Annotated in this window: 17 protein-coding genes and 1 pseudogene; 11 read left to right on the forward strand and 7 right to left on the reverse strand. The window is 72.3% G+C overall.

Annotation, left to right across the window (positions count from 1 at the left end; translation table 11 throughout):
* Positions 1-54 precede the first annotated feature (54 nt).
* Positions 55-1,077, forward strand: a complete 1,023-nt coding sequence (locus tag ACGFYP_RS23695; protein WP_393496887.1) for a phosphotransferase family protein — start codon at positions 55-57, stop codon at positions 1,075-1,077.
* Between the two features lie 6 nt (positions 1,078-1,083).
* A complete protein-coding gene (locus ACGFYP_RS23700) occupies positions 1,084-2,298 on the forward strand; it encodes an acyl-CoA dehydrogenase family protein (protein WP_393496890.1) in 1,215 nt (404 codons plus the stop codon).
* A gap of 6 nt (positions 2,299-2,304) precedes the next feature.
* On the opposite strand, the gene ACGFYP_RS23705 is transcribed toward ACGFYP_RS23700, so the two are convergent.
* The 3 genes and pseudogenes from ACGFYP_RS23705 to ACGFYP_RS23715 all read right to left on the reverse strand — a co-directional run.
* Positions 2,305-2,898 carry a TetR/AcrR family transcriptional regulator gene (locus tag ACGFYP_RS23705; protein WP_361969918.1) on the reverse strand — a complete coding sequence of 198 codons (594 nt, stop codon included), beginning with the start codon at positions 2,896-2,898 and terminating at the stop codon, positions 2,305-2,307.
* 51 nt (positions 2,899-2,949) lie between these two features.
* Positions 2,950-4,641, reverse strand: a complete 1,692-nt coding sequence (locus ACGFYP_RS23710) for an AMP-binding protein (RefSeq protein ID WP_393497201.1) — start codon at positions 4,639-4,641, stop codon at positions 2,950-2,952.
* 207 nt (positions 4,642-4,848) lie between these two features.
* Positions 4,849-5,403 (reverse strand): annotated as a pseudogene (locus ACGFYP_RS23715) (SDR family oxidoreductase); the annotation flags it as partial.
* 151 nt (positions 5,404-5,554) lie between these two features.
* Between ACGFYP_RS23715 and ACGFYP_RS23720 the strand changes: the two are divergent.
* The 6 genes from ACGFYP_RS23720 to ACGFYP_RS23745 all read left to right on the forward strand — a co-directional run bounded on the left by ACGFYP_RS23720 (position 5,555) and on the right by ACGFYP_RS23745 (position 12,410).
* Positions 5,555-6,841, forward strand: a complete 1,287-nt coding sequence (locus tag ACGFYP_RS23720) for an exo-beta-N-acetylmuramidase NamZ domain-containing protein (RefSeq protein ID WP_393496893.1) — start codon at positions 5,555-5,557, stop codon at positions 6,839-6,841.
* Between the two features lie 78 nt (positions 6,842-6,919).
* Positions 6,920-8,251, forward strand: coding sequence for an erythromycin esterase family protein (locus ACGFYP_RS23725; RefSeq protein ID WP_393496896.1), 1,332 nt, complete (start codon positions 6,920-6,922; stop codon positions 8,249-8,251).
* A gap of 113 nt (positions 8,252-8,364) precedes the next feature.
* Positions 8,365-9,582, forward strand: a complete 1,218-nt coding sequence (locus ACGFYP_RS23730; RefSeq protein WP_393496899.1) for a serine-threonine protein kinase — start codon at positions 8,365-8,367, stop codon at positions 9,580-9,582.
* 157 nt (positions 9,583-9,739) lie between these two features.
* On the forward strand, positions 9,740-10,351 hold the full coding sequence (locus tag ACGFYP_RS23735; RefSeq protein ID WP_393496901.1) for a hypothetical protein: 612 nt from the start codon (positions 9,740-9,742) through the stop codon (positions 10,349-10,351).
* 156 nt (positions 10,352-10,507) lie between these two features.
* Positions 10,508-11,227 (forward strand): 3-keto-5-aminohexanoate cleavage protein, encoded by a 720-nt coding sequence (locus ACGFYP_RS23740; RefSeq protein WP_393497204.1) that lies wholly within the window; start codon positions 10,508-10,510, stop codon positions 11,225-11,227.
* A 112-nt stretch (positions 11,228-11,339) separates the two neighbouring features.
* Positions 11,340-12,410, forward strand: a complete 1,071-nt coding sequence (locus ACGFYP_RS23745) for an RNA ligase (ATP) (RefSeq protein WP_393496904.1) — start codon at positions 11,340-11,342, stop codon at positions 12,408-12,410.
* A 135-nt stretch (positions 12,411-12,545) separates the two neighbouring features.
* Here ACGFYP_RS23745 and soxR read toward each other — a convergent pair whose 3' ends face one another.
* The gene (soxR, locus tag ACGFYP_RS23750; protein WP_393496907.1) at positions 12,546-13,010 is read right to left on the reverse strand and encodes a redox-sensitive transcriptional activator SoxR; all 465 of its coding nucleotides are present in this window, start codon (positions 13,008-13,010) and stop codon (positions 12,546-12,548) included.
* A 102-nt stretch (positions 13,011-13,112) separates the two neighbouring features.
* Between soxR and ACGFYP_RS23755 the strand changes: the two genes are divergently transcribed.
* Complete coding sequence (locus ACGFYP_RS23755) at positions 13,113-13,574, forward strand: MaoC family dehydratase (RefSeq protein WP_393496910.1); 462 nt, start codon at positions 13,113-13,115, stop codon at positions 13,572-13,574.
* Here ACGFYP_RS23755 and ACGFYP_RS23760 read toward each other — a convergent pair.
* The 3 genes from ACGFYP_RS23760 to ACGFYP_RS23770 all read right to left on the reverse strand — a co-directional run bounded on the left by ACGFYP_RS23760 (position 13,565) and on the right by ACGFYP_RS23770 (position 15,773).
* Positions 13,565-14,200, reverse strand: coding sequence for a TetR/AcrR family transcriptional regulator (locus ACGFYP_RS23760; protein WP_361969887.1), 636 nt, complete (start codon positions 14,198-14,200; stop codon positions 13,565-13,567). The genes ACGFYP_RS23755 and ACGFYP_RS23760 overlap by 10 nt on opposite strands.
* Before the next feature lie 62 nt (positions 14,201-14,262).
* Complete coding sequence (locus ACGFYP_RS23765; protein WP_361969884.1) at positions 14,263-14,550, reverse strand: YiaA/YiaB family inner membrane protein; 288 nt, start codon at positions 14,548-14,550, stop codon at positions 14,263-14,265.
* A gap of 71 nt (positions 14,551-14,621) precedes the next feature.
* Positions 14,622-15,773, reverse strand: coding sequence for an acyl-CoA dehydrogenase family protein (locus ACGFYP_RS23770; protein WP_393496915.1), 1,152 nt, complete (start codon positions 15,771-15,773; stop codon positions 14,622-14,624).
* Positions 15,774-15,845: 72 nt separating this feature from the next.
* Between ACGFYP_RS23770 and ACGFYP_RS23775 the strand changes: the two genes are divergently transcribed.
* Entirely contained in the window at positions 15,846-16,517 is a 672-nt protein-coding gene (locus ACGFYP_RS23775; RefSeq protein WP_393496919.1) for a TetR/AcrR family transcriptional regulator, read from the forward strand.
* Between the two features lie 18 nt (positions 16,518-16,535).
* A complete protein-coding gene (locus ACGFYP_RS23780) occupies positions 16,536-17,231 on the forward strand; it encodes an ArsR/SmtB family transcription factor (RefSeq protein ID WP_393496922.1) in 696 nt (231 codons plus the stop codon).
* The last annotated feature ends 31 nt before the right edge of the window (positions 17,232-17,262 follow it).

Raw genomic sequence — 17,262 nt, forward strand, 5'->3', positions numbered from 1 at the left:
ACTGGTCGGTCATCATGAACGCCGACCGGTCCCCCGTCCCCGGAGGTACGCACGATGAGTTCAGCCCAGCCACCAGGTCTCGACCCCGAGCAGTTGCGCGGATTCCTCGACCGGGAACGGCCGGGACTCGCGCGCGGCCCCCTCGACGCCCGGCTGATCGAGGGCGGCCGGTCGAACCTGACGTACGTCGTCTCCGACGGCACCGACCGCTGGGTGGTACGCCGGCCTCCGCTCGGCCATGTCCTCGCCACCGCGCACGACATGAAGCGCGAGCACCGGGTCATCAGCGCGCTGCACTCGACGGCCGTCCCCGTCCCGGAGACCGTTCTCCTCTGCGAGGACGACTCCGTGCTCGGGGCGCCCTTCTACGTCATGGAGTTCGTCGCCGGCACCCCGTACCGCTCCGCCGAACAGCTCGCGCCGCTCGGCCCCGAGCGCACCCGCGAGGCCGTCCTCGGCCTGGTCGACACGCTCGTCGACCTGCACGCCGTGGACCCGGCCGAGGTGGGTCTCGGCGACTTCGGGCGGCCCGACGGCTTCCTCGACCGGCAGCTGCGCCGCTGGGGCAAGCAGCTCGACGCCTCCCGCAACCGCGAGCTCGCGGGCATCGACGAGCTGCACGCCGCGCTCGGCCGCGCCCTCCCGGCCTCCGCCGCCCCTGCCGTCGTCCACGGCGACTACCGCCTGGACAACGTCCTGATCGGCGAGGACGACCGGATCAAGGCCGTCCTGGACTGGGAGATGTCCACGCTCGGCGACCCGCTGACGGACCTCGGCCTGCTCGCGATGTACAGCGCGAAGCTCGACCTGCCGCACTCCCCCGTCTCCACGACCGCCGCGGCCGCGGGCCACCCGGACCCCGCCGAGCTGATCGAGCGGTACGCCGCCCGCTCGGGCCGCGACACCTCCGCCATCTCCTGGTACACGGCCTTCGCCTGGTTCAAGCTCGCCGTGATCCTGGAGGGCATCCACTACCGGTACACGCTCGGCCAGACCGTCGGCGCCGGTTTCGACCGCATCGGCGAACTCGTCCCCGTCTTCATCGAGCACGGCCTCACCACCCTCCAGGAAGGCTGATCCGCCATGGACTTCGCATTCGACGCGCGCACCGAGGAGCTGCGGGAGAAGCTGCTCGCCTTCATGGACGAGCACGTCCACCCCGCCGAGCGGACCGCCCACGAGCAGCGGGCGCTGCTCGCCTCGCCGTGGGACACCCCGCAGATCGTGGAGGACCTGAAGGCCGAGGCCCGCCGCCAGGGCCTGTGGAACCTCTTCCTCCCGGACTCCGAGCACGGAGCGGGTCTGACCAACCTCCAGTACGCGCCGCTGGCCGAGATCACCGGCCGCAGCCCGCAGTTGGCGCCGACCGCCCTCAACTGCGCCGCGCCCGACACCGGGAACATGGAGGTGCTCGCCCAGTTCGGCGACGAGGCGCAGAAGAAGCAGTGGCTGGAGCCGCTGCTCGCCGGGGAGATCCGCTCGGCGTTCGCGATGACGGAGCCCGAGGTGGCCTCCTCGGACGCGACGAACATCGAGACGCGGATCCTGCGCGACGGCGAGGACTACGTGGTCGACGGCCGCAAGTGGTACATCTCCGGGGCGATGAACCCCGACTGCAAGATCTTCATCGTGATGGGCAAGACCGACCCCGACGGCGCCGACATCCGACGCCAGCAGTCGATGGTCCTCGTGCCCCGCGACACCCCCGGCGTGGAGGTGCGCCGGGCGATGCAGGTGTACGGGTACGAGGACCACTCCCACGGCGGTCACGCCGAGGTCGTCTTCCACGACGTGCGCGTGCCCGCGGCGAACCTGATCGGCGAGGAGGGCGGCGGCTTCGCCATCGCCCAGGCCCGGCTCGGGCCCGGCCGGATCCACCACTGCATGCGGCTGATCGGCATGGCCGAGCGGGCGATCGAGCTGATGTGCCGCCGGGCCGTCTCCCGTACCGCCTTCGGCAAGGCGATCGCCCAGCAGGGCGTCGTGCAGAACTGGATCGCGGACGCCCGGGTGACGGTCGAGCAGCTGCGGCTGCTCGTCCTGAAGACGGCCTGGCTGATGGACACCGTGGGGAACCGGGGCGCCCACACCGAGATCCAGGCCATCAAGATCGCGACCCCGCGCGCGGTGGTCGACATCCTCGACAAGGCCGTGCAGGTGCACGGCGCGGGAGGCGTCTCGCAGGACTTCCCGCTGGCGGAACTCTGGGCCGGCGCGCGGACGCTGAAGCTCGCGGACGGACCGGACGAGGTGCACCAGCGGTCGCTGGCCCGGCGGGAGCTGAAGAAGTACCTGTAGGGCGTGTTACGGCCGCAGGGCGCGCAGCAGCAGGTCGGCGAGCTGGTCGGCGACCTGCTGCGGCGTCATCGGGCCGTCCGGGCGGTACCAGGTGGAGAGGTGGTGGACGGAGCCGAAGTGGTAGTCCACCACCAGGTCCGCCGGGGTGGCGGAGGAGAAGACCCCGGACTGCTGGCCCTCCTCGATGAGGGCGCGGAAGCGCTCGTGGTAGCGCCGCCGCTCGGCCCGCACCTGCTTGTTCTTCTCCGGGCTGAGGTGGTGCATCGAACGGAAGAAGATCGAGGCGTCGTCGAGGTTGTCGATGGTGGTCACCACGACGTCGGCGGCGGCGTCGCGCAGCCGCTGCTCGACCGGGGCGTCCGCGTCCGCGAAGGCGTCGAGCCGCTCCTGCTGGAGCCGCAGCACTCGGGAGTAGACCTCCTGGAGGAGGTCCTCCTTGGAGCCGAAGTAGTGGTAGAGCGCGCCCTTGGTGACGCCCGCCGCCTCCACGATCTCCTGGACGGAGGTGCGGTCGTAACCCTGCTCCGCGAAGAGCCGGGTGGCGGCGGCCAGCAGCCTCTGGGGGACGGGGGTACCGCTCCCGTCCGTCGTCCTGGCCATGCGCCGCCGCCTCTCTCGTGATCACCGTGGGTGTCGTGATGTGTGTCGTGTCTACCGGTGGGAACGGAGTTCCCTCCTGAGGATCTTCCCACTTGTCGTCTTGGGCAGCTCCGCCAGGATCTCGACCTCGCGCGGGTACTTGTACGCGGCGAGCCGCTGCTCGCAGTACGCGGACAGCTCGGCGGGCTCGACGGGGCTGCCCGGGCGCAGGCTCACGTACGCCTTGACCGTCTCGCCCCGGTAGGCGTCCGGGATGCCGACGACGGCGGCCTCGCGGACGGCCGGGTGGGTGTAGAGGACGTCCTCCACCTCCCTCGGCCAGACCTTGAAGCCGGAGGCGTTGATCATGTCCTTCTTGCGGTCGACGACGTAGAGCCAGCCGTCCGCGTCCATGAAGCCGATGTCCCCGGTCCGCAGTTCCCCTTCGGGGAACGTGGCGTCGGTGGCCTCGGGGAGCCGCCAGTAGCCGGGGACGACCTGCGGGCCGCGCACGGCGATCTCCCCGTGCTCGCCGAAGGGCACCTCCGCGCCGTTCTCGTCGAGGATCCGGACGACCGTCTCCGGCCCGGGGACGCCGACGGACAGGGTGCCGGAGGCGGGGTCGACCGGGGCCTCCTTCTCGGGCGGCACGGCGGCGCAGGGGGCGGTGCACTCGGTGAGCCCGTAGCCGTTGTGGATGTACGGGCCGAAGCCCGCACGGAACTTCTCCACCAGGGCGGGTGGGACGGGGGCGCCGCCCGAGGAGACGACGAGGAACGAGGAGAAGTGGTCGCGGGTCGCGCCGGGGTGCGCGGCGAGAGCCATGAAGGCGGTGGAGGGGCCGACGGTGTAGGCGGGCCGGTGCTCCAGGAAGGCGTCGAGGACGACGCCGGCGTCGAAGCGGTAGGCGAGGACGAGCGTGCCCGCGTTGCCGAAGCAGGCGGCCAGCTCGCAGACCAGGCCGGTGATGTGGAAGAGCGGGGCGAGCGCGAAGTAGCTCCCGCCCTCGGGGACGGGATGGCCGGTGCGCTGGCGTTCGGCGTTGTAGGCGATGCCCCGGTGGAGGTTGAGGGCGCCCTTGGGGGTGCCGCTGGTGCCCGAGGTGTAGCTGATCAGGGCCACGTCCTCGGCGGAGGGCTCCCGGCCCTCGGGGGCGGGGTGGCCGGTCAGGGCGACGGCGAGGAGGTCCTCGACGTCCGTCTCCACCGGCTCGAAGGCGAGGACGCGCGGGTCGTCGCGGGTCTGGAGCTCACGTTCGCAGGCCGTGAGGGCGATCCGTACGGGGGTGTCGGCCACGGCCTCCCGCAGGAAGCTCGCCCAGGCACGGTCGGAGCAGACCAGGGCGGTGGCTCCGGAGTCGCGGAGGGCGTGCCCGACCTCGCCCGCCTTGTACATCGGGTTGAGCGGGACGACGGTCGCGCCCGCCTTCCAGGCGCCGAGCAGGGCGAGGACGAAGTGCGGGCTGTTCTGGAGCATGATCGCGACCCGGTCGCCGGCGGCCAGGCCCCGGGAGGCGAGGTGTCCGGCGACCGAGTCGGAGAGCGCGTCGGTCTCGCGGTAGGTCAGCCGGCCGTCGAAGTAGGCGAGGGCCGGGTGTTCGGGGGCGCGGGCGGCGGCGGCGCGGAAGGCGTGCAGCGGGGTGGCCGGCGGGGATATCGGGGCGCGCTGGACCTCGGTGAGCTGGGCGAGCCAGGGCTTGGCGGCGTAGACGGACTCGGCGGGCTCGGCGGGCTCTGCGGGCTCTGCGGGCTCGGTCGAGGTCATGCGGGGGGTTCCCTCCCACTTCCGCTGGATGTGGTTCATGTTCCCGAGCCACCGCTCGGGGTCGGCGGCTCGCGCCCGGTAGAAGTCGGCGACCTCGGGGTGCGGGAGGACCAGGAAGCGGTCGGACTCGATGGCGTCGAAGAGGGAGTCGGCGACGTCCTCGGGCTCGATCGCGGTCGGAGCGAGGACGAGCTCGCCGGCGGATCCGGCGGCGGTGAGCATGTCCGTACGGACGCCCTGCGGGCAGATCGCGTGGACCTTGAGGCCCCGGTGGCGGTAGGTGAGGGAGAGCCACTCGGCGAAGGCGTACGCGCCGTGCTTGGAGACGCTGTACGGCGCCGCGCCGACCATGGTGAGCAGGCCCGCGGCGGAGACGGTGGAGACGAAGCGGCCGCTGCCGCGCTCCAGCCAGTCGGGCAGCAGGGCGCGGGCGGCGCGGACGTGGGCCATCACGTTGACGTCCCAGGCGGCGGCCCAGACGGCCTCGTCGGCGAAGGCGTCGCCGCCCGAGGCGAGTCCGGCGTTGGCGCACCACACGTCGACGGTGCCGCCGAGGGCCTCGCGGGCCTCCTCGACGATCGCCGAGGCGTCGCCGGGGACGGCGGTGGCGCCGATCTCCTCGGCGACGGCCTTGGTGCGGTCGGGGTCGAGGTCGTTGACGACGACCCGGGCGCCCTCGGCGGCGAAGCGGCGGGCGAGCGCGGCTCCGATCCCGCCGCCCGCTCCCGTGACGACCACTCCAGAACCCTGCACCGTACTCATCGGCCCCCGCCTCTCCGTTGCGACAGTACGGGCAGACTAACCAGTCGGTATGTCGTCGCGAAAGTCCCGTGCGCACGCCTCGTTCCCTGGGGCGGTCAGGCGCGCTAGCGTGCGTGGCCATGCCAGGGAAGGCGATCAAGGAGGATTCCTCATGAGCCTGTCGAGCCTGTCGAGCCTGTCGAGACGCGGACTGCTGGCCGCCGGCGGCGCCCTCGGGGCCGGCGCGCTGGCCGCCCCGGCAGCGGTGGCCGCCCCTGCGGCCGAGGCGCACGAGGCGCACGAGGGCGGTCGGCGGGTCCGTACCGGATTCGAGCGGCTGGCCGCCGACGGGTACCGGGCGCTCGCAGGGGAGCGCGTCGGCGTCGTCACCAACCCGACGGGTATCACGGCGGACGTCCGCCACATCGTGGACGTCATGCACGCCGACGACCGGGTGGACCTGGTGGCGGTGTTCGGCCCCGAGCACGGCTTCCGGGGCACCGCGCAGGCCGGCGGCTCCGAGGGCCGCTACGACGACCCCGCGACCGGGCTACCCGTCTACGACACGTACCTGAAGAGCGGGCAGCCGCTCGCGGACGTCTTCACGGCCTCGGGCGTGGACACCGTCGTCTTCGACATCCAGGACGTCGGCGCCCGGTTCTACACGTACATCTGGACGCTCTACGACTGCATGGTGGCGGCCGAGCTGGCGGGGAAACGGTTCGTCGTGCTCGACCGGCCGAACCCGGTGACCGGGCGGGCCGCGCTCGGCCCGGTCCTCGACCGGGCGTTCGCGACCTTCGTGGGACGCGAGCCGATCGCGCAGGCGCACGGGATGACGGTGGCGGAGCTGGCGCTGCTGTTCAACGGGGAGTTCCTGGCCCGGCCGGTGGAGCTGGAGACCGTACGGGTGTCGGGGTGGCGGCGCTCGGACTTCTTCGACGCGACCGGGCTGCCGTGGGTGCCGCCGAGCCCGAACATGCCGACGGCCGACACCGCGCTCGTCTACTCCGGCACCTGCCTCTTCGAGGGGACCAACCTCTCCGAGGGGCGCGGCACCACCCGCCCCTTCGAGCTGCTCGGCGCGGAGGGGATCGACCGGAGGTGGGCGGAGGCCGCGAACGCGCTCGGGCTGCCCGGGGTGCGGTTCCGGGAGGCGTACTTCGCCCCGACGTTCTCCAAGTTCCAGGGGAAGACGGTCGGCGGGGTCCAGGTGCAGGTGCACGACCGGGCGGCCTTCGACCCCGTACGGACCGGGATCGGGCTCCTCGTCAGCTCCACGCGCGCGTGGAGCGGTTTCGCCTGGCGCCCGGACAACTGGATCGACAAGCTGACGGGCTCGACGCGGGTGCGGACGCTGATCGACGCGGGCGCGGACACGGACGAGGTGGTGGGGGCGTGGGGTGCGGACCTGGCCAAGTTCCGCGCGGTACGCAGGGAGTACCTGCTGTACCGGTGACGGGTGGGGCAAACCCCCGTACGGGCCGGGGTGTTGGCAGGTTGGCCGGGGCGGAGCCGTGGCAGACAGGCTTGATCCATGAACACGCACACCTCTGCACGACGTCGGTTACCGCTGGTGGGGGCGGTCGTGGCGCTCTGCCTCGCCGCTCTCGCCCCCGCCGCGCGGGCGGACGCCCCGACGGCGACGCCCGACCCCGCCCGTGAACTCGCCCACAGCGCCCGGCCCTTGGTCGACCTGCGCCCCTTGGACCGGATGATCGGCTCGGCCAAGGTGCTCGGGATCGGCGAGGCGACCCACAGTTCGGGCGAGTTCTTCGAGACCAAGCACCGGATCTTCGAACACCTGGTGGAGAAGAAGGGCTTCACCACCTTCGCCCTTGAGGCCAACTGGTCCACGGGGCTGCTGCTCGACGACTACGTACGGTTCGGCAAGGGCGATCCGCGCCGGATCATGCGCGACGAGTTCCAGAACGCGTACCGCTTCTGGAACACCGAGGAGTACCTCGACCTGATCACCTGGATGCGGCAGCACAATCTGCGCCACCCGGACCACCAGGTGCGGTTCATGGGCAACGACCTCGGCTACGCCGGAACGAACCTCTTCGACACGGTCACCGGATACGTGTCCCGCACCTACCCGCGGCTGCTGCCGCGCTTCCAGGAGCTGTACCGGGCCTCGCGGCCGGTCGGCGAGGTCGACGCGTGGATGAACGCGTATCTCACCAAGCCGGGCGAGGAGCGGCGGCGGACGGCGGCGGACGTGAACCGCGCGCTGACCCTTCTCGAACGTCAGAAGCCGGGCCGTGACCGCGAGGAACACCGCTGGATGGTCCAGCACGCCCGGGCGATCGCCCAGGTCGGCACGGAGTACGCGCACGACATGACGGGCACGGGGGTCGCCGACGCGATGCTCTACCGCGACCGGATCATGGCCGAGAACACCGTGTGGTGGCAGCGGGCGACGGGCGACCGGATCGTGCTGTCCGCGCACAACGGGCACGTCGGCTACGAGACGACCAAGCCGGACCAGTACCCGCGTCTCCAGGGCGCGTTCCTGCGCGACGCGCTGGGCCGGGACTACGTGAGCATGGGCGCCTCCTTCGGGAAGGGATCGTTCAACGCGCACGACACCGAGGCGCCGGGCGAGCCGATCAGGAGCTTCACGGTCGGGCTGCCCGGCGCGGGGGACAGCAGCGCCGAGACCCTGGACCGGGTGTCGCCGCGCCCCTTCTACCTGGACCTGCGCGCCACGACGCCCGCCGCCCGGAGCTGGCTCGACGTGCACCGGCCTGCCTGGCTGGTCGGCACCGCGTACCCGTGGCCCGGCAACCAGGCGGCGGTCCGGCTCGCCACGTCGTACGACCTGCTCGTCCACTTCCCCGAAGTCTCCGCGGCCCGCCTGCGCTGAAAGCCTGGTCGTCCCTCCGTGCGCGCAGGATGCTGACGCGGGCAGAGCTTCCCCGGGGAGCTCCCCAGGAGCCTCCCCCAGGGGCTTCCTCGACGCGGAGGGACGGGCAGACCATGGCCGGGATGAGTGTGGAGCCGTACCGGGAGATCACCTTCGACAAGGACGGCGACGGGGCGGCCGGGCAGCGCGAGGCGCTCGCGGGCCTGGCCGCCCGAGGGGTCACGGATGTGGTGGCGTTCGCCCACGGGTGGAACAACACGCCCTCCGTGGCCCATCGCCTCTCCTCGGCGTTCTTCGCCCCCTTCCCGCAGACCGTGCGGCCCGATGTGCGGGTGGGGTACGTGGGGGTGGTGTGGCCGTCGATGATGTTCTCGGACGAGCCGATACCGGACTTCGAGTCCGTGGCCGCCCTGTATCCGGGCAAGGAGGCGGTGGTGGGGCGGCTCGCCGCGCTGCTCGGGGAGCAGCCGGACGAGGAGGGGGCGTTCGCCGAATTCGGGGCGCTGCTGCGGACGTTGACGGAGACGGACGGCTCGCACAGCTTCGGTGACGGCGGCGACGACGTGCCCGACTTCCTGCTCGCGGACACGGTCGCCGTCTGCGCGATGTTCACCGACGCGCTGGAGGAGGTGGCGGGGCCTGGAACCGTACCGACCCCGCGCGAGGCGTTCGGCGGCAGGCTGACCCGGTACTGGAAGGGCGCCAAGGAGGCGCTGCGCCAGGCCACGTACTACACGATGAAGCGCCGGGCCGGCGCCGTCGGCGAGCGCGGGCTCGGCCCGCTGCTCGGCGAGGTGGCCCGCTCCTCCCCCGACCTGCGGATCCATCTCGTCGGACACAGCTTCGGCGCCCGCCTCGTCGGCCACGCCCTGCGCGGGCTGCCCTCCGGGGCGCGGAACGTGGCGTCGGTGACCCTGATCCAAGGGGCCTTCTCGCACTACGCGTTCGCGGCGCGGCTCCCCCATGAGCCGGGGCGGGGCGGCGCACTGCGCGATCTGCAGCGACGGGTCGACGGCCCCGTGGTGGCCTGCTACTCACGGCACGACACCGCACTCCGGGTCTTCTACCCGCTGGCCTCCCGGCTGGCCAGGGACGCCGACTCCCTGCTCGGCACGGACAGACGCTGGCAGGCCATCGGCCACGACGGCACCCAGGCCGTCCCGAACACCCCCACCCTCCCCCTGTCCCGTGCCCTGCGCGACGACCTCCCGACATCGGGCTGCGTGAACGTGGACGTGGCGGAGGTGGTCTCCGAACACAGTGACATCTGCCACCCGGAGCTGGCCGCGGTGGTGGCGTCGGCGGGGCGTATCGGCCGCGGGACCTCCTAGTACTCCTGGGGGACACCCCTGGTACGTCCTGCAACAGGTCTCCCGCGGGCGCCTCTGATGGGCCCCATCGAATTTTCGATGGAACACGAAGGGCCGGTCGTTCGTCCATTCCATAACGTCCTTGACGCCGAAGTACCAGCGACGGAGGTGCGGAGCGATGGCGGGTTTCCGGAGTCTTGCGAGACAGGTGCGTGATCCGGGGAGTGATACGGCGCTGCGGAGGTACTCGCTGCGCAAGTGCCTGGAGCGGTTCGCGCCGTACGGGCACCGCGCGACCTGGGACCACCTGTGCCGCAGGCACAGGTTCGGGCCCGAGGACCGGCAGCTCGATCCAGGGCGGCTGGTGGCCGCGCTGGAGGAGCTGGAGGAGGCGCGGGCGGTCTGGCTCGCGTACGAGAAGGAGTTCGCGGCGCGACGGCGGCGCGAGAAGCACGAGGGGCTGCGCCGGCCGGGCGCGCTCGACGACTGGCACCGGCGGACGTGGGGCGGCAACGGGGTCGCGCGCTGCGACGACCCGGCGGTCCATCCCTCGGAGCCGCTGGCCGAGGTGTTGCGGCGGCTGATCACCGCCCTGGAGTCCGCGCCCGGGGAGCACTGCCCGGTGTGCGCGGGGGACCGTATCGACTGGCGGCCGGATCTGGCCGACGAGCCGTGGTTCGGCCCGGTGTGCGGGGAGTGCGGTGTGGTCGTGCCCCGGGCGGTGCTGACGACCGGCGCGCTGGCGCGGGCCCGAGGAGGAGCGGTGTCCCGGCTCGCGTCGGTGGCATGAGGAACGGTGCGTGAAGAGCCGCGGTGTGTCGTGAGCGACCGCGCGTGACGAGTGGCGGTACGTCGTGAACCGCGGTACGTCCTGAGCAGTGGTGCGTCGTCGTGAACAGTGGTGCGTCATGAGCAGCGGGGGCAACGGGGGCCACGGGGGAACATGGTGATCCAGGTCTGTCTGAACGGGACCCGGGGGCCCGGGGATTCGGCGGCCGTGCCGATGTCGCCCGGTGCGATGGCGGAGGAGGCGGCGCGGGCGGTCGCGGCGGGGGCGCGGGACGTCCATGTGCACCCCAGGACGCCGTGCGGGAGCGACACGCTGTCGCCCCGGGTCCTCGCGGAGACGCTGGCGGCGATCCGGGAGGCCGTCCCCTTCGACGTACCGGTGGGCGTGACCACGGGTGCCTGGGCCGAGCCCGATCCCGTGCGGCGCGTGGAGCGCGTCCGGGCCTGGACGGTCCTGCCCGACCACGCGTCGGTGAACTGGCACGAGCCTGGCGCGGAGGAGCTCGCGGCGGCGCTCCTGGAGCGGGGCGTGGGCGTGGAGGCGGGCCTGTGGTCCGGTACGGAAGGTCCTGAGCGGTTCCTCCGCTCGCCCCTGGCTCCCCGGGCGCTGCGGATCCTGGCAGAGGTCACCGATCCCGACGCAGCGACCGTCGAGTCCACGGCCCTCGCGCTGCTGGCGACCCTGGCCGACTCGCCCCACGGACGGCCGGTCCTCCTCCACGGCGAGGACGGCGGCGCCTGGCCGGTGCTGCGTCTGGCCCGCCGCCGCGGCCTGGACACCCGGATCGGTCTGGAGGACACGCTGTCGCTGCCCGACGGCAGCTACGCGGAGTCCAACGCCCAGCTGGTGGCGGCCGCGCTCGCGGCCCCCTGCTGAGCGGCGCGAGCCGGCGGGACCGTACCAGAGCGCAAATCGGTGGCCCACCCCAATTCCGCTCCCGCAGAGTGTCCTGAGACGAGAACGCCAACCGAGTCTCCGGAGAACCGACATGTCGACGCTGCGCGTCACCGCCGAAACACTGGCCGTCCACGCCCACCCGAACGCCGACGCGCTGGAGCTGGCCCAAGTGGGCCTCTACCGCGCCGTCGTGGCGAAGGGGGCGTACCGCAGTGGTGACATCGCCGTCTACATCCCGGAGCAGGCCGTGCTTCCCGCCGCGCTCGTCGACGAACTCGGGCTGACCGGGCGGCTCGCAGGCAAGGCGTCGGACCGGGTCAAGGCGGTACGGCTGCGCGGTGAGGTGTCGCAGGGCATCGTCTGCCGTCCGAAGGCGCTGGCGGACGTGGACCTGGCGACAGCCGCCGCCGCGGGGACCGACTTCGCCGAGCTGCTCGGGATCACGAAGTGGGTGCCGCCGATCCCGCCGACGATGAGCGGGGACGTGGAGGCCGCTCCCGATCTGCTGCCGTGGGTCGACATCGAGAACCTCCAGCGGTATCCGGACGTCTTCGAGCCCGGTGAGCCGGTGGTCCTGACGGAGAAGCTGCACGGATCGGCCTGCCTCGCCACGTACTTCGCGGAGGACGGGCGCGTCCAGGTCTCCTCGAAGGGCTTCGGTTCGAAGGGACTTGCGCTCCAGGAGGATCCGCGGAACCTGTACTGGCGGGCCGTCCTCGGCCACGACGTCCCCGCGGTCGCGGCGCGGCTCGCCGCGCGCCTGGGCGCACGCCGGGTCGGGCTGTTCGGCGAGGTCTTCGGGGCGGGCGTGCAGGACCTCGGCTACGGCGCGAACGCCCGCGGCGAGGACCTCGGTTACGCGGTCTTCGACGTGTCGGCCGAGATCGACGGCCGGGTGCGGTGGCTGGACCCCGCCGAGGTCCTGGAGGCCGGCGAACTGCCCCTCGTACCGCGGCTGTACACGGGTCCGTACGACCGGGACACCGTGCTCGCGCTGGCGAGCGGGCGGGAGACCGTGTCCGGGCGCGAGCTCCACCTGCGCGAAGGGGTCGTGATACGCCCGGTCACGGAGCGGTACAGCCCGGTCGTCGGCGGCCGCGCCATCGCCAAGGCGGTCAGCCCGGCGTACCTGACCCGCAAGGGCGGCACCGAGTACGAGTGACCGGCGCGAGTCGGGAGTTCGGGAGTTACGAGACCGAGGGGCCCGTCCACGGGGGTGGTGGGCCCCTCCTCGCCGTCGCGGGCGTCGTGAGTGGCCCGCGCCTGGCCCGCGCCTGGCCCGCGCCTGAAACAGGCCCTAGGCCCTCCTGCGCTCCGCCATCAGGCGCGAGCCGGTGAGCTGTTCGCCTATCACGTCGTCGGGGTTGGACAGGACGCACGTCCGCAGGGACAGACACCCGCAGCCGATGCAGTCGGTCAGGTGGTCCCTCAACCGGCCGAGCTGCTTGATCCGTTCGTCCAGTTCCGTGCGCCAGGTCGCCGAGAGCCGGGCCCAGTCCTCGTTGGTGGGCGTGCGCTCCTCGGGGAGTTCGGCGAGGGCGGTGCGGATGGTCGCCAGAGGGATGCCGACGCGCTGCGCGGCCCGGATGAAAGCGACCCGGCGGAGGGTGTCACGGCCGTAGCGGCGCTGGTTGCCGCTCGTACGGCGACTGCTGATCAGGCCCTTCGTCTCGTAGAAGTGCAGGGCGGACACCGCGGCGCCGCTACGCGCGGACAGCTGGCCGACGGTGAGTTCATGGACCTTCTCTGGAATCTGCGGCACCCCTGGAACCCTACTGTCCGTTGACAGCGGACCCCCCACCCCCACATGCTGAGCAAGCGCTTAGAAACAGGAGTCACAGGTTCACGAAGGGACGAGGGAAACATGGCTGAGCCGAGGATCTTCACCTCCGCCGAGGAGCTGCGTGCCGCCGTCGGCGAGCAGCTGGGGCACAGCGACTGGCTGGAGATCGAGCAGAAGCGGATCGATCTGTTCGCCGACGCGACCGGTGACCACCAGTGGATCCACGTGGACCCGGAGCGGGCGGCCGAAGGGCCGTTCGGGAAGACCATCGCGCACGGCTATCTGACGCTCTCGCTGCTGCCGACCCTGGTCCCGCAGATCATGCGCGTCGAGGGCATGAAGATGGGCCTCAACTACGGGACCAACAAGGTCCGTTTCCCCGCCCCCGTACCGGTCGGCTCGCGGCTGCGCGCCGGGGCCGTCCTGACCGAGGTGACGGAGGCCGGCGGCGGGGTCCAGGTGACCGCGACCGTGACGGTGGAGCGCGAGGGCGGCGACAAGCCGGTCTGCGTCGCCGAGTCGGTCTCGCGCTACTACTTCTGAGCGCCGACCATCCGCAGCACGAGGTCGGCGTAGAGCGCGCCGACCTCGTCCGGCGTCCGGCGGCCCTGGACGTTGAACCAGCGCGACACGTCGATGCAGAGGGAGAGCACCGCGACGGTCGTGCCCGGCACGTCCGGCACGTCGAACTCGCCCGCCGCCACGCCCTCGTCGATGATCCTGCGCACGGTCGCGTCGGACTCCCGGCGCAGCGCCACGATCTCGGTGCGGTGCTCGGGCCCGAGGGCGTCGAGCTCGTACTGGACGACCCGCGCCGTGGTGTGCCGCTCGGCGTGCCAGCGCACGAAGGACCGTACGGCGTCGGCGAGCCGCTCCCCGGCCGTGCCCTCGCCGTCGGCCGCGTCCCTGAGGATCTCCAGGGCCTTGTCGTGACCGATGCGGCTGATCCGGTGGAGCAGCTCTTCCTTGGTCTTGTAGTGGATGTAGAGCGCGGCCGGGCTCATCCCGGCGCGGCCGGCGATGTCCCGGGTCGTGGTGGCGTGGTAGCCGCGCTCGGCGAACGCCTCGACGGCCGCGACGAGCAGCCGCCGGGCCGCCTCGGGCGTGACCTCGCCCCACGGCGCGTCCTCGCCGCCGGGCGTCTCCTCCGCCGCGTCCGCCGCGCTCATCGCTCGCCCTCATCTCAGCCGGTCGTCAGGACGAACACCATACAACGAAGCTGAGCAAGCGCTTAGAGCTTCTGGAACGGGTCGTGCTCGGCGAGGAGCTTCTCCAGCCGGGCCTGGTCGACGCGGCTGACGATCTGGCCCGCCTCCTGCCGGTCACGGACGACCTTGGCGAGGGTGAAGGCGGAGGTCGTGAGGTAGAGGACGGCGATGGCGAGGAAGGCGCGCACCCAGCCGTCCGCGTCCAGCTGGTAGATGCCGACGGCCACGGCGGCGAGCGCGAGCCCGAAGGAGAGGACGGCCTGCGTGTAGTAGGCGGCCGTGTTCTGCTGCTTGACCGGTGTGTCACTCATGGTCGTAAGGATCGGGCGGATGTGGCACCCGCCACATCCGCCCGCGTACTCAACCGTCCGTCACCCCGTACTCAGAAGGCCGACACCCCCGTCAGCGCCCGCCCGATGATCAGCTTCTGGATCTGGCTCGTGCCCTCGTACAGCGTCATCACGCGCGCGTCCCGCAGCAGCTTGCCGACCGGGTACTCGTCGATGTAGCCGTAGCCGCCGAAGACCTGGAGGGCGTTGTTCGCCGCACGCACGGCGGCCTCGGAGGCGTAGAGCTTGGCCTTGGAGGCGGCGGTGGCGAAGTCCTGGCCGCGGTCGATCAGGTCGGCGACCCGCCAGGTCAGCAGCCTGGCCGCGTCCACGTCGACGGCGATGTCGCTGATCAGCTCCTGCACCAGCTGGTACGAGGCGATGGGCTTGCCGAACTGCTCGCGCTCCCCCGCGTAGCGCACGGCCGCGTCGAGGGCCGCCTGCGCGATGCCGACACAGCCGGCCGCGACCGACATGCGCCCCTTGGCGAGGGCGGACATGGCGACGGAGAAGCCCTTGCCCTCGGGGCCCAGCATCGCGGAGGCGGGCACGCGCACGTCCTGAAAGGCCAGTTCGGCGGTCGCCTGGCCGCGCAGACCGAGCTTGCCGTGGATGGTGCGGCGGGTGAGGCCGGGAGTGTCGGTGGGGACGAGGAAGGCGGAGACGCCCTTGTGGCCGGGGGCGTCTCCGGTACGGGCGAAGAGCAGGACCACGTCGGCCCAGGTGCCGTTGGTGATGAACATCTTGGAGCCGTTGACGACGTACGTGTCCCCGTCGCGGACGGCCCTGGTGGCGAGGTTGCCGGCGTCCGAGCCGGTGCCGGGCTCGGTCAGCCCGAAGCAGCCGATGGCGTCGCCGGAGGCGAGCCGGGGCAGCCAGGCGCGCTTCTGGTCCTCGTCGCCCCAGGAGGCGATGGTCTTGGCGACGAGGCCGAGCGAGACGGAGACGATGCCACGCACGGAGGAGTCGCCGCGGCCGAGCTCCTCGGTGACGAGGCAGTAGGCGAGGTGATCGCCGCCCGAGCCGCCGTACTCCTCCGGGATCGTCAGGCCGAGGAAGCCGACGGCCCCCAGCTTCTTCACGATCGACCGGTCGACGTCCTCGGCGCGGTCCCACGCGACGACGTGCGGGGCGACCTCGCGGGCGACGAAATCCTCGGCGAGCCGCCGTACGGCTTCCTGTTCCTCGCTGAGCTCCAGGTTCACTGCGCCACCGACCTTCGTGAAGACTTTAATTAGCACTGCTAGTTTCCATGGGGCAGGCCTACTATGTGCGCCATGGCCCGACCGCGCAAGCCCCTCCTCAGCCGAGAACGCATCGTCGAGACGGCGAGCGCGCTCGTGGACGCCGAGGGCCTCGCGGCGCTCTCGACGCGGCGGCTCGCGGCCGAACTCGGGGTGAGCGGGCCGTCCCTCTACAACCACTTCCGCACCAAGGACGAGATCCTCGACGCCGTCGCCGACGCGGTCAGCGCCAAGATCGACCTGTCGATGTTCGCGGAGGACGACGGGCGCGACTGGCGTACGGCCCTGCACGACTGGGCAGCCTCCTACCGCGCCGCCCTCGCCGACCACCCGAACGTCGTCCCTGTCCTCGCCCAGGGCCCCGGCCGCCGCCCCGCGGGCCTGAAGGTCGCCGACGCGGTCTTCGGCGCGATGGTCCGCGCGGGCTGGCCGCCCGCACAGGCGACGTACATCGGCGCGCTGATGCGCTACTTCGTCACCGGCTCGGCCCTTGGCTCCTTCGCGCGCGGCTTCGTCGACGACGAGACGGCCTACGACCCCGCCGACTACCCCCACCTCGGCCAGGCGCACCTCCTCGCGGAGCACCGGCAGAAGGTCGACGAGGGCGCCTTCGAGACCGGCCTGCGGGCGCTGCTCGACGGCCTCGCGCTCCAGTACGAGGCGGGCGTACGCGGGAAGGACGGTTCGGCCTCCGCCGAACGGTGAGGGCGTCATCCTGGGGCCATGGCATCCCAAGACCTCGCCGCCCTCGCCTCGCTCTTCGCCGACGAGACCCGTGCCGCGTTCGTGCTCGCACTGCTCGACGGGCGGGCCTGGACCGCCGGGGAGCTCGCGCGCCACGCGCGCGTGGCCCCGTCCACCGCGAGTGAGCACCTCGGAAAGCTCGTCGCGGGCGGGGTGCTCGCCGAGGAGCGGCAGGGACGCCACCGGTACGTGCGCCTTGCCGACTCCGGGATCGCGCACCTGGTGGAGGACCTCGCCGCCCGCGCCGAACCCGTACGGAAGGCGCCGCCGCCGACGCTGGGCGCCGCGAGCGCGGGGCGGGCGATGGCCCGGGGGCGGACGTGTTACGACCACCTCGCCGGGCGGCTCGGGATCGTGATCACCGAGGCGATGACCGCGCGTGGACTCCTGCGCCAGGACACCGGGTTCGCACTCACGGACCGGGGCGTGGCGTGGTTCGGCGAGCGCGGCATCGCCCTGGCGGCCTCGGGTCGGCGGCCGGTCGCGCGCGGCTGTCTCGACTGGACCGAGCGCAAGCCGCATCTCGCGGGTGTCGCGGGCGCGGCCCTGTGCCGGCACGCCCTTGACGCCGACTGGTGCGTGCGCATCGGCTCGCAGCGCGCGGTGAAGGTGACCCCCGCCGGGGAACGCGCGTTCCAGGACGTACTGGGCATCGACCCGGCGATATTGCGGTGAGCGCCGACATGTCCAGGGCCTACGGTCGCTC

The sequence above is a fragment of the Streptomyces sp. NPDC048370 genome (genome assembly GCF_043200825.1).
GTDB lineage: Bacteria > Actinomycetota > Actinomycetes > Streptomycetales > Streptomycetaceae > Streptomyces.

Excerpts from the sequence above, each read along its gene's own strand:
- ACGFYP_RS23695 (WP_393496887.1), top strand. The coding sequence starts at position 55 with ATGAGTTCAGCCCAGCCACCAGGTCTCGACCCCGAGCAGTTGCGCGGA.
- ACGFYP_RS23700 (WP_393496890.1), top strand. The coding sequence starts at position 1,084 with ATGGACTTCGCATTCGACGCGCGCACCGAGGAGCTGCGGGAGAAGCTG.
- ACGFYP_RS23705 (WP_361969918.1), bottom strand. The coding sequence starts at position 2,898 with ATGGCCAGGACGACGGACGGGAGCGGTACCCCCGTCCCCCAGAGGCTG.
- ACGFYP_RS23710 (WP_393497201.1), bottom strand. The coding sequence starts at position 4,641 with ATGACCTCGACCGAGCCCGCAGAGCCCGCAGAGCCCGCCGAGCCCGCC.
- ACGFYP_RS23720 (WP_393496893.1), top strand. The coding sequence starts at position 5,555 with ATGAGCCTGTCGAGCCTGTCGAGCCTGTCGAGACGCGGACTGCTGGCC.
- ACGFYP_RS23725 (WP_393496896.1), top strand. The coding sequence starts at position 6,920 with ATGAACACGCACACCTCTGCACGACGTCGGTTACCGCTGGTGGGGGCG.
- ACGFYP_RS23730 (WP_393496899.1), top strand. The coding sequence starts at position 8,365 with ATGGCCGGGATGAGTGTGGAGCCGTACCGGGAGATCACCTTCGACAAG.
- ACGFYP_RS23735 (WP_393496901.1), top strand. The coding sequence starts at position 9,740 with ATGGCGGGTTTCCGGAGTCTTGCGAGACAGGTGCGTGATCCGGGGAGT.
- ACGFYP_RS23745 (WP_393496904.1), top strand. The coding sequence starts at position 11,340 with ATGTCGACGCTGCGCGTCACCGCCGAAACACTGGCCGTCCACGCCCAC.
- ACGFYP_RS23755 (WP_393496910.1), top strand. The coding sequence starts at position 13,113 with ATGGCTGAGCCGAGGATCTTCACCTCCGCCGAGGAGCTGCGTGCCGCC.
- ACGFYP_RS23760 (WP_361969887.1), bottom strand. The coding sequence starts at position 14,200 with ATGAGCGCGGCGGACGCGGCGGAGGAGACGCCCGGCGGCGAGGACGCG.
- ACGFYP_RS23765 (WP_361969884.1), bottom strand. The coding sequence starts at position 14,550 with ATGAGTGACACACCGGTCAAGCAGCAGAACACGGCCGCCTACTACACG.
- ACGFYP_RS23775 (WP_393496919.1), top strand. The coding sequence starts at position 15,846 with ATGGCCCGACCGCGCAAGCCCCTCCTCAGCCGAGAACGCATCGTCGAG.
- ACGFYP_RS23780 (WP_393496922.1), top strand. The coding sequence starts at position 16,536 with ATGGCATCCCAAGACCTCGCCGCCCTCGCCTCGCTCTTCGCCGACGAG.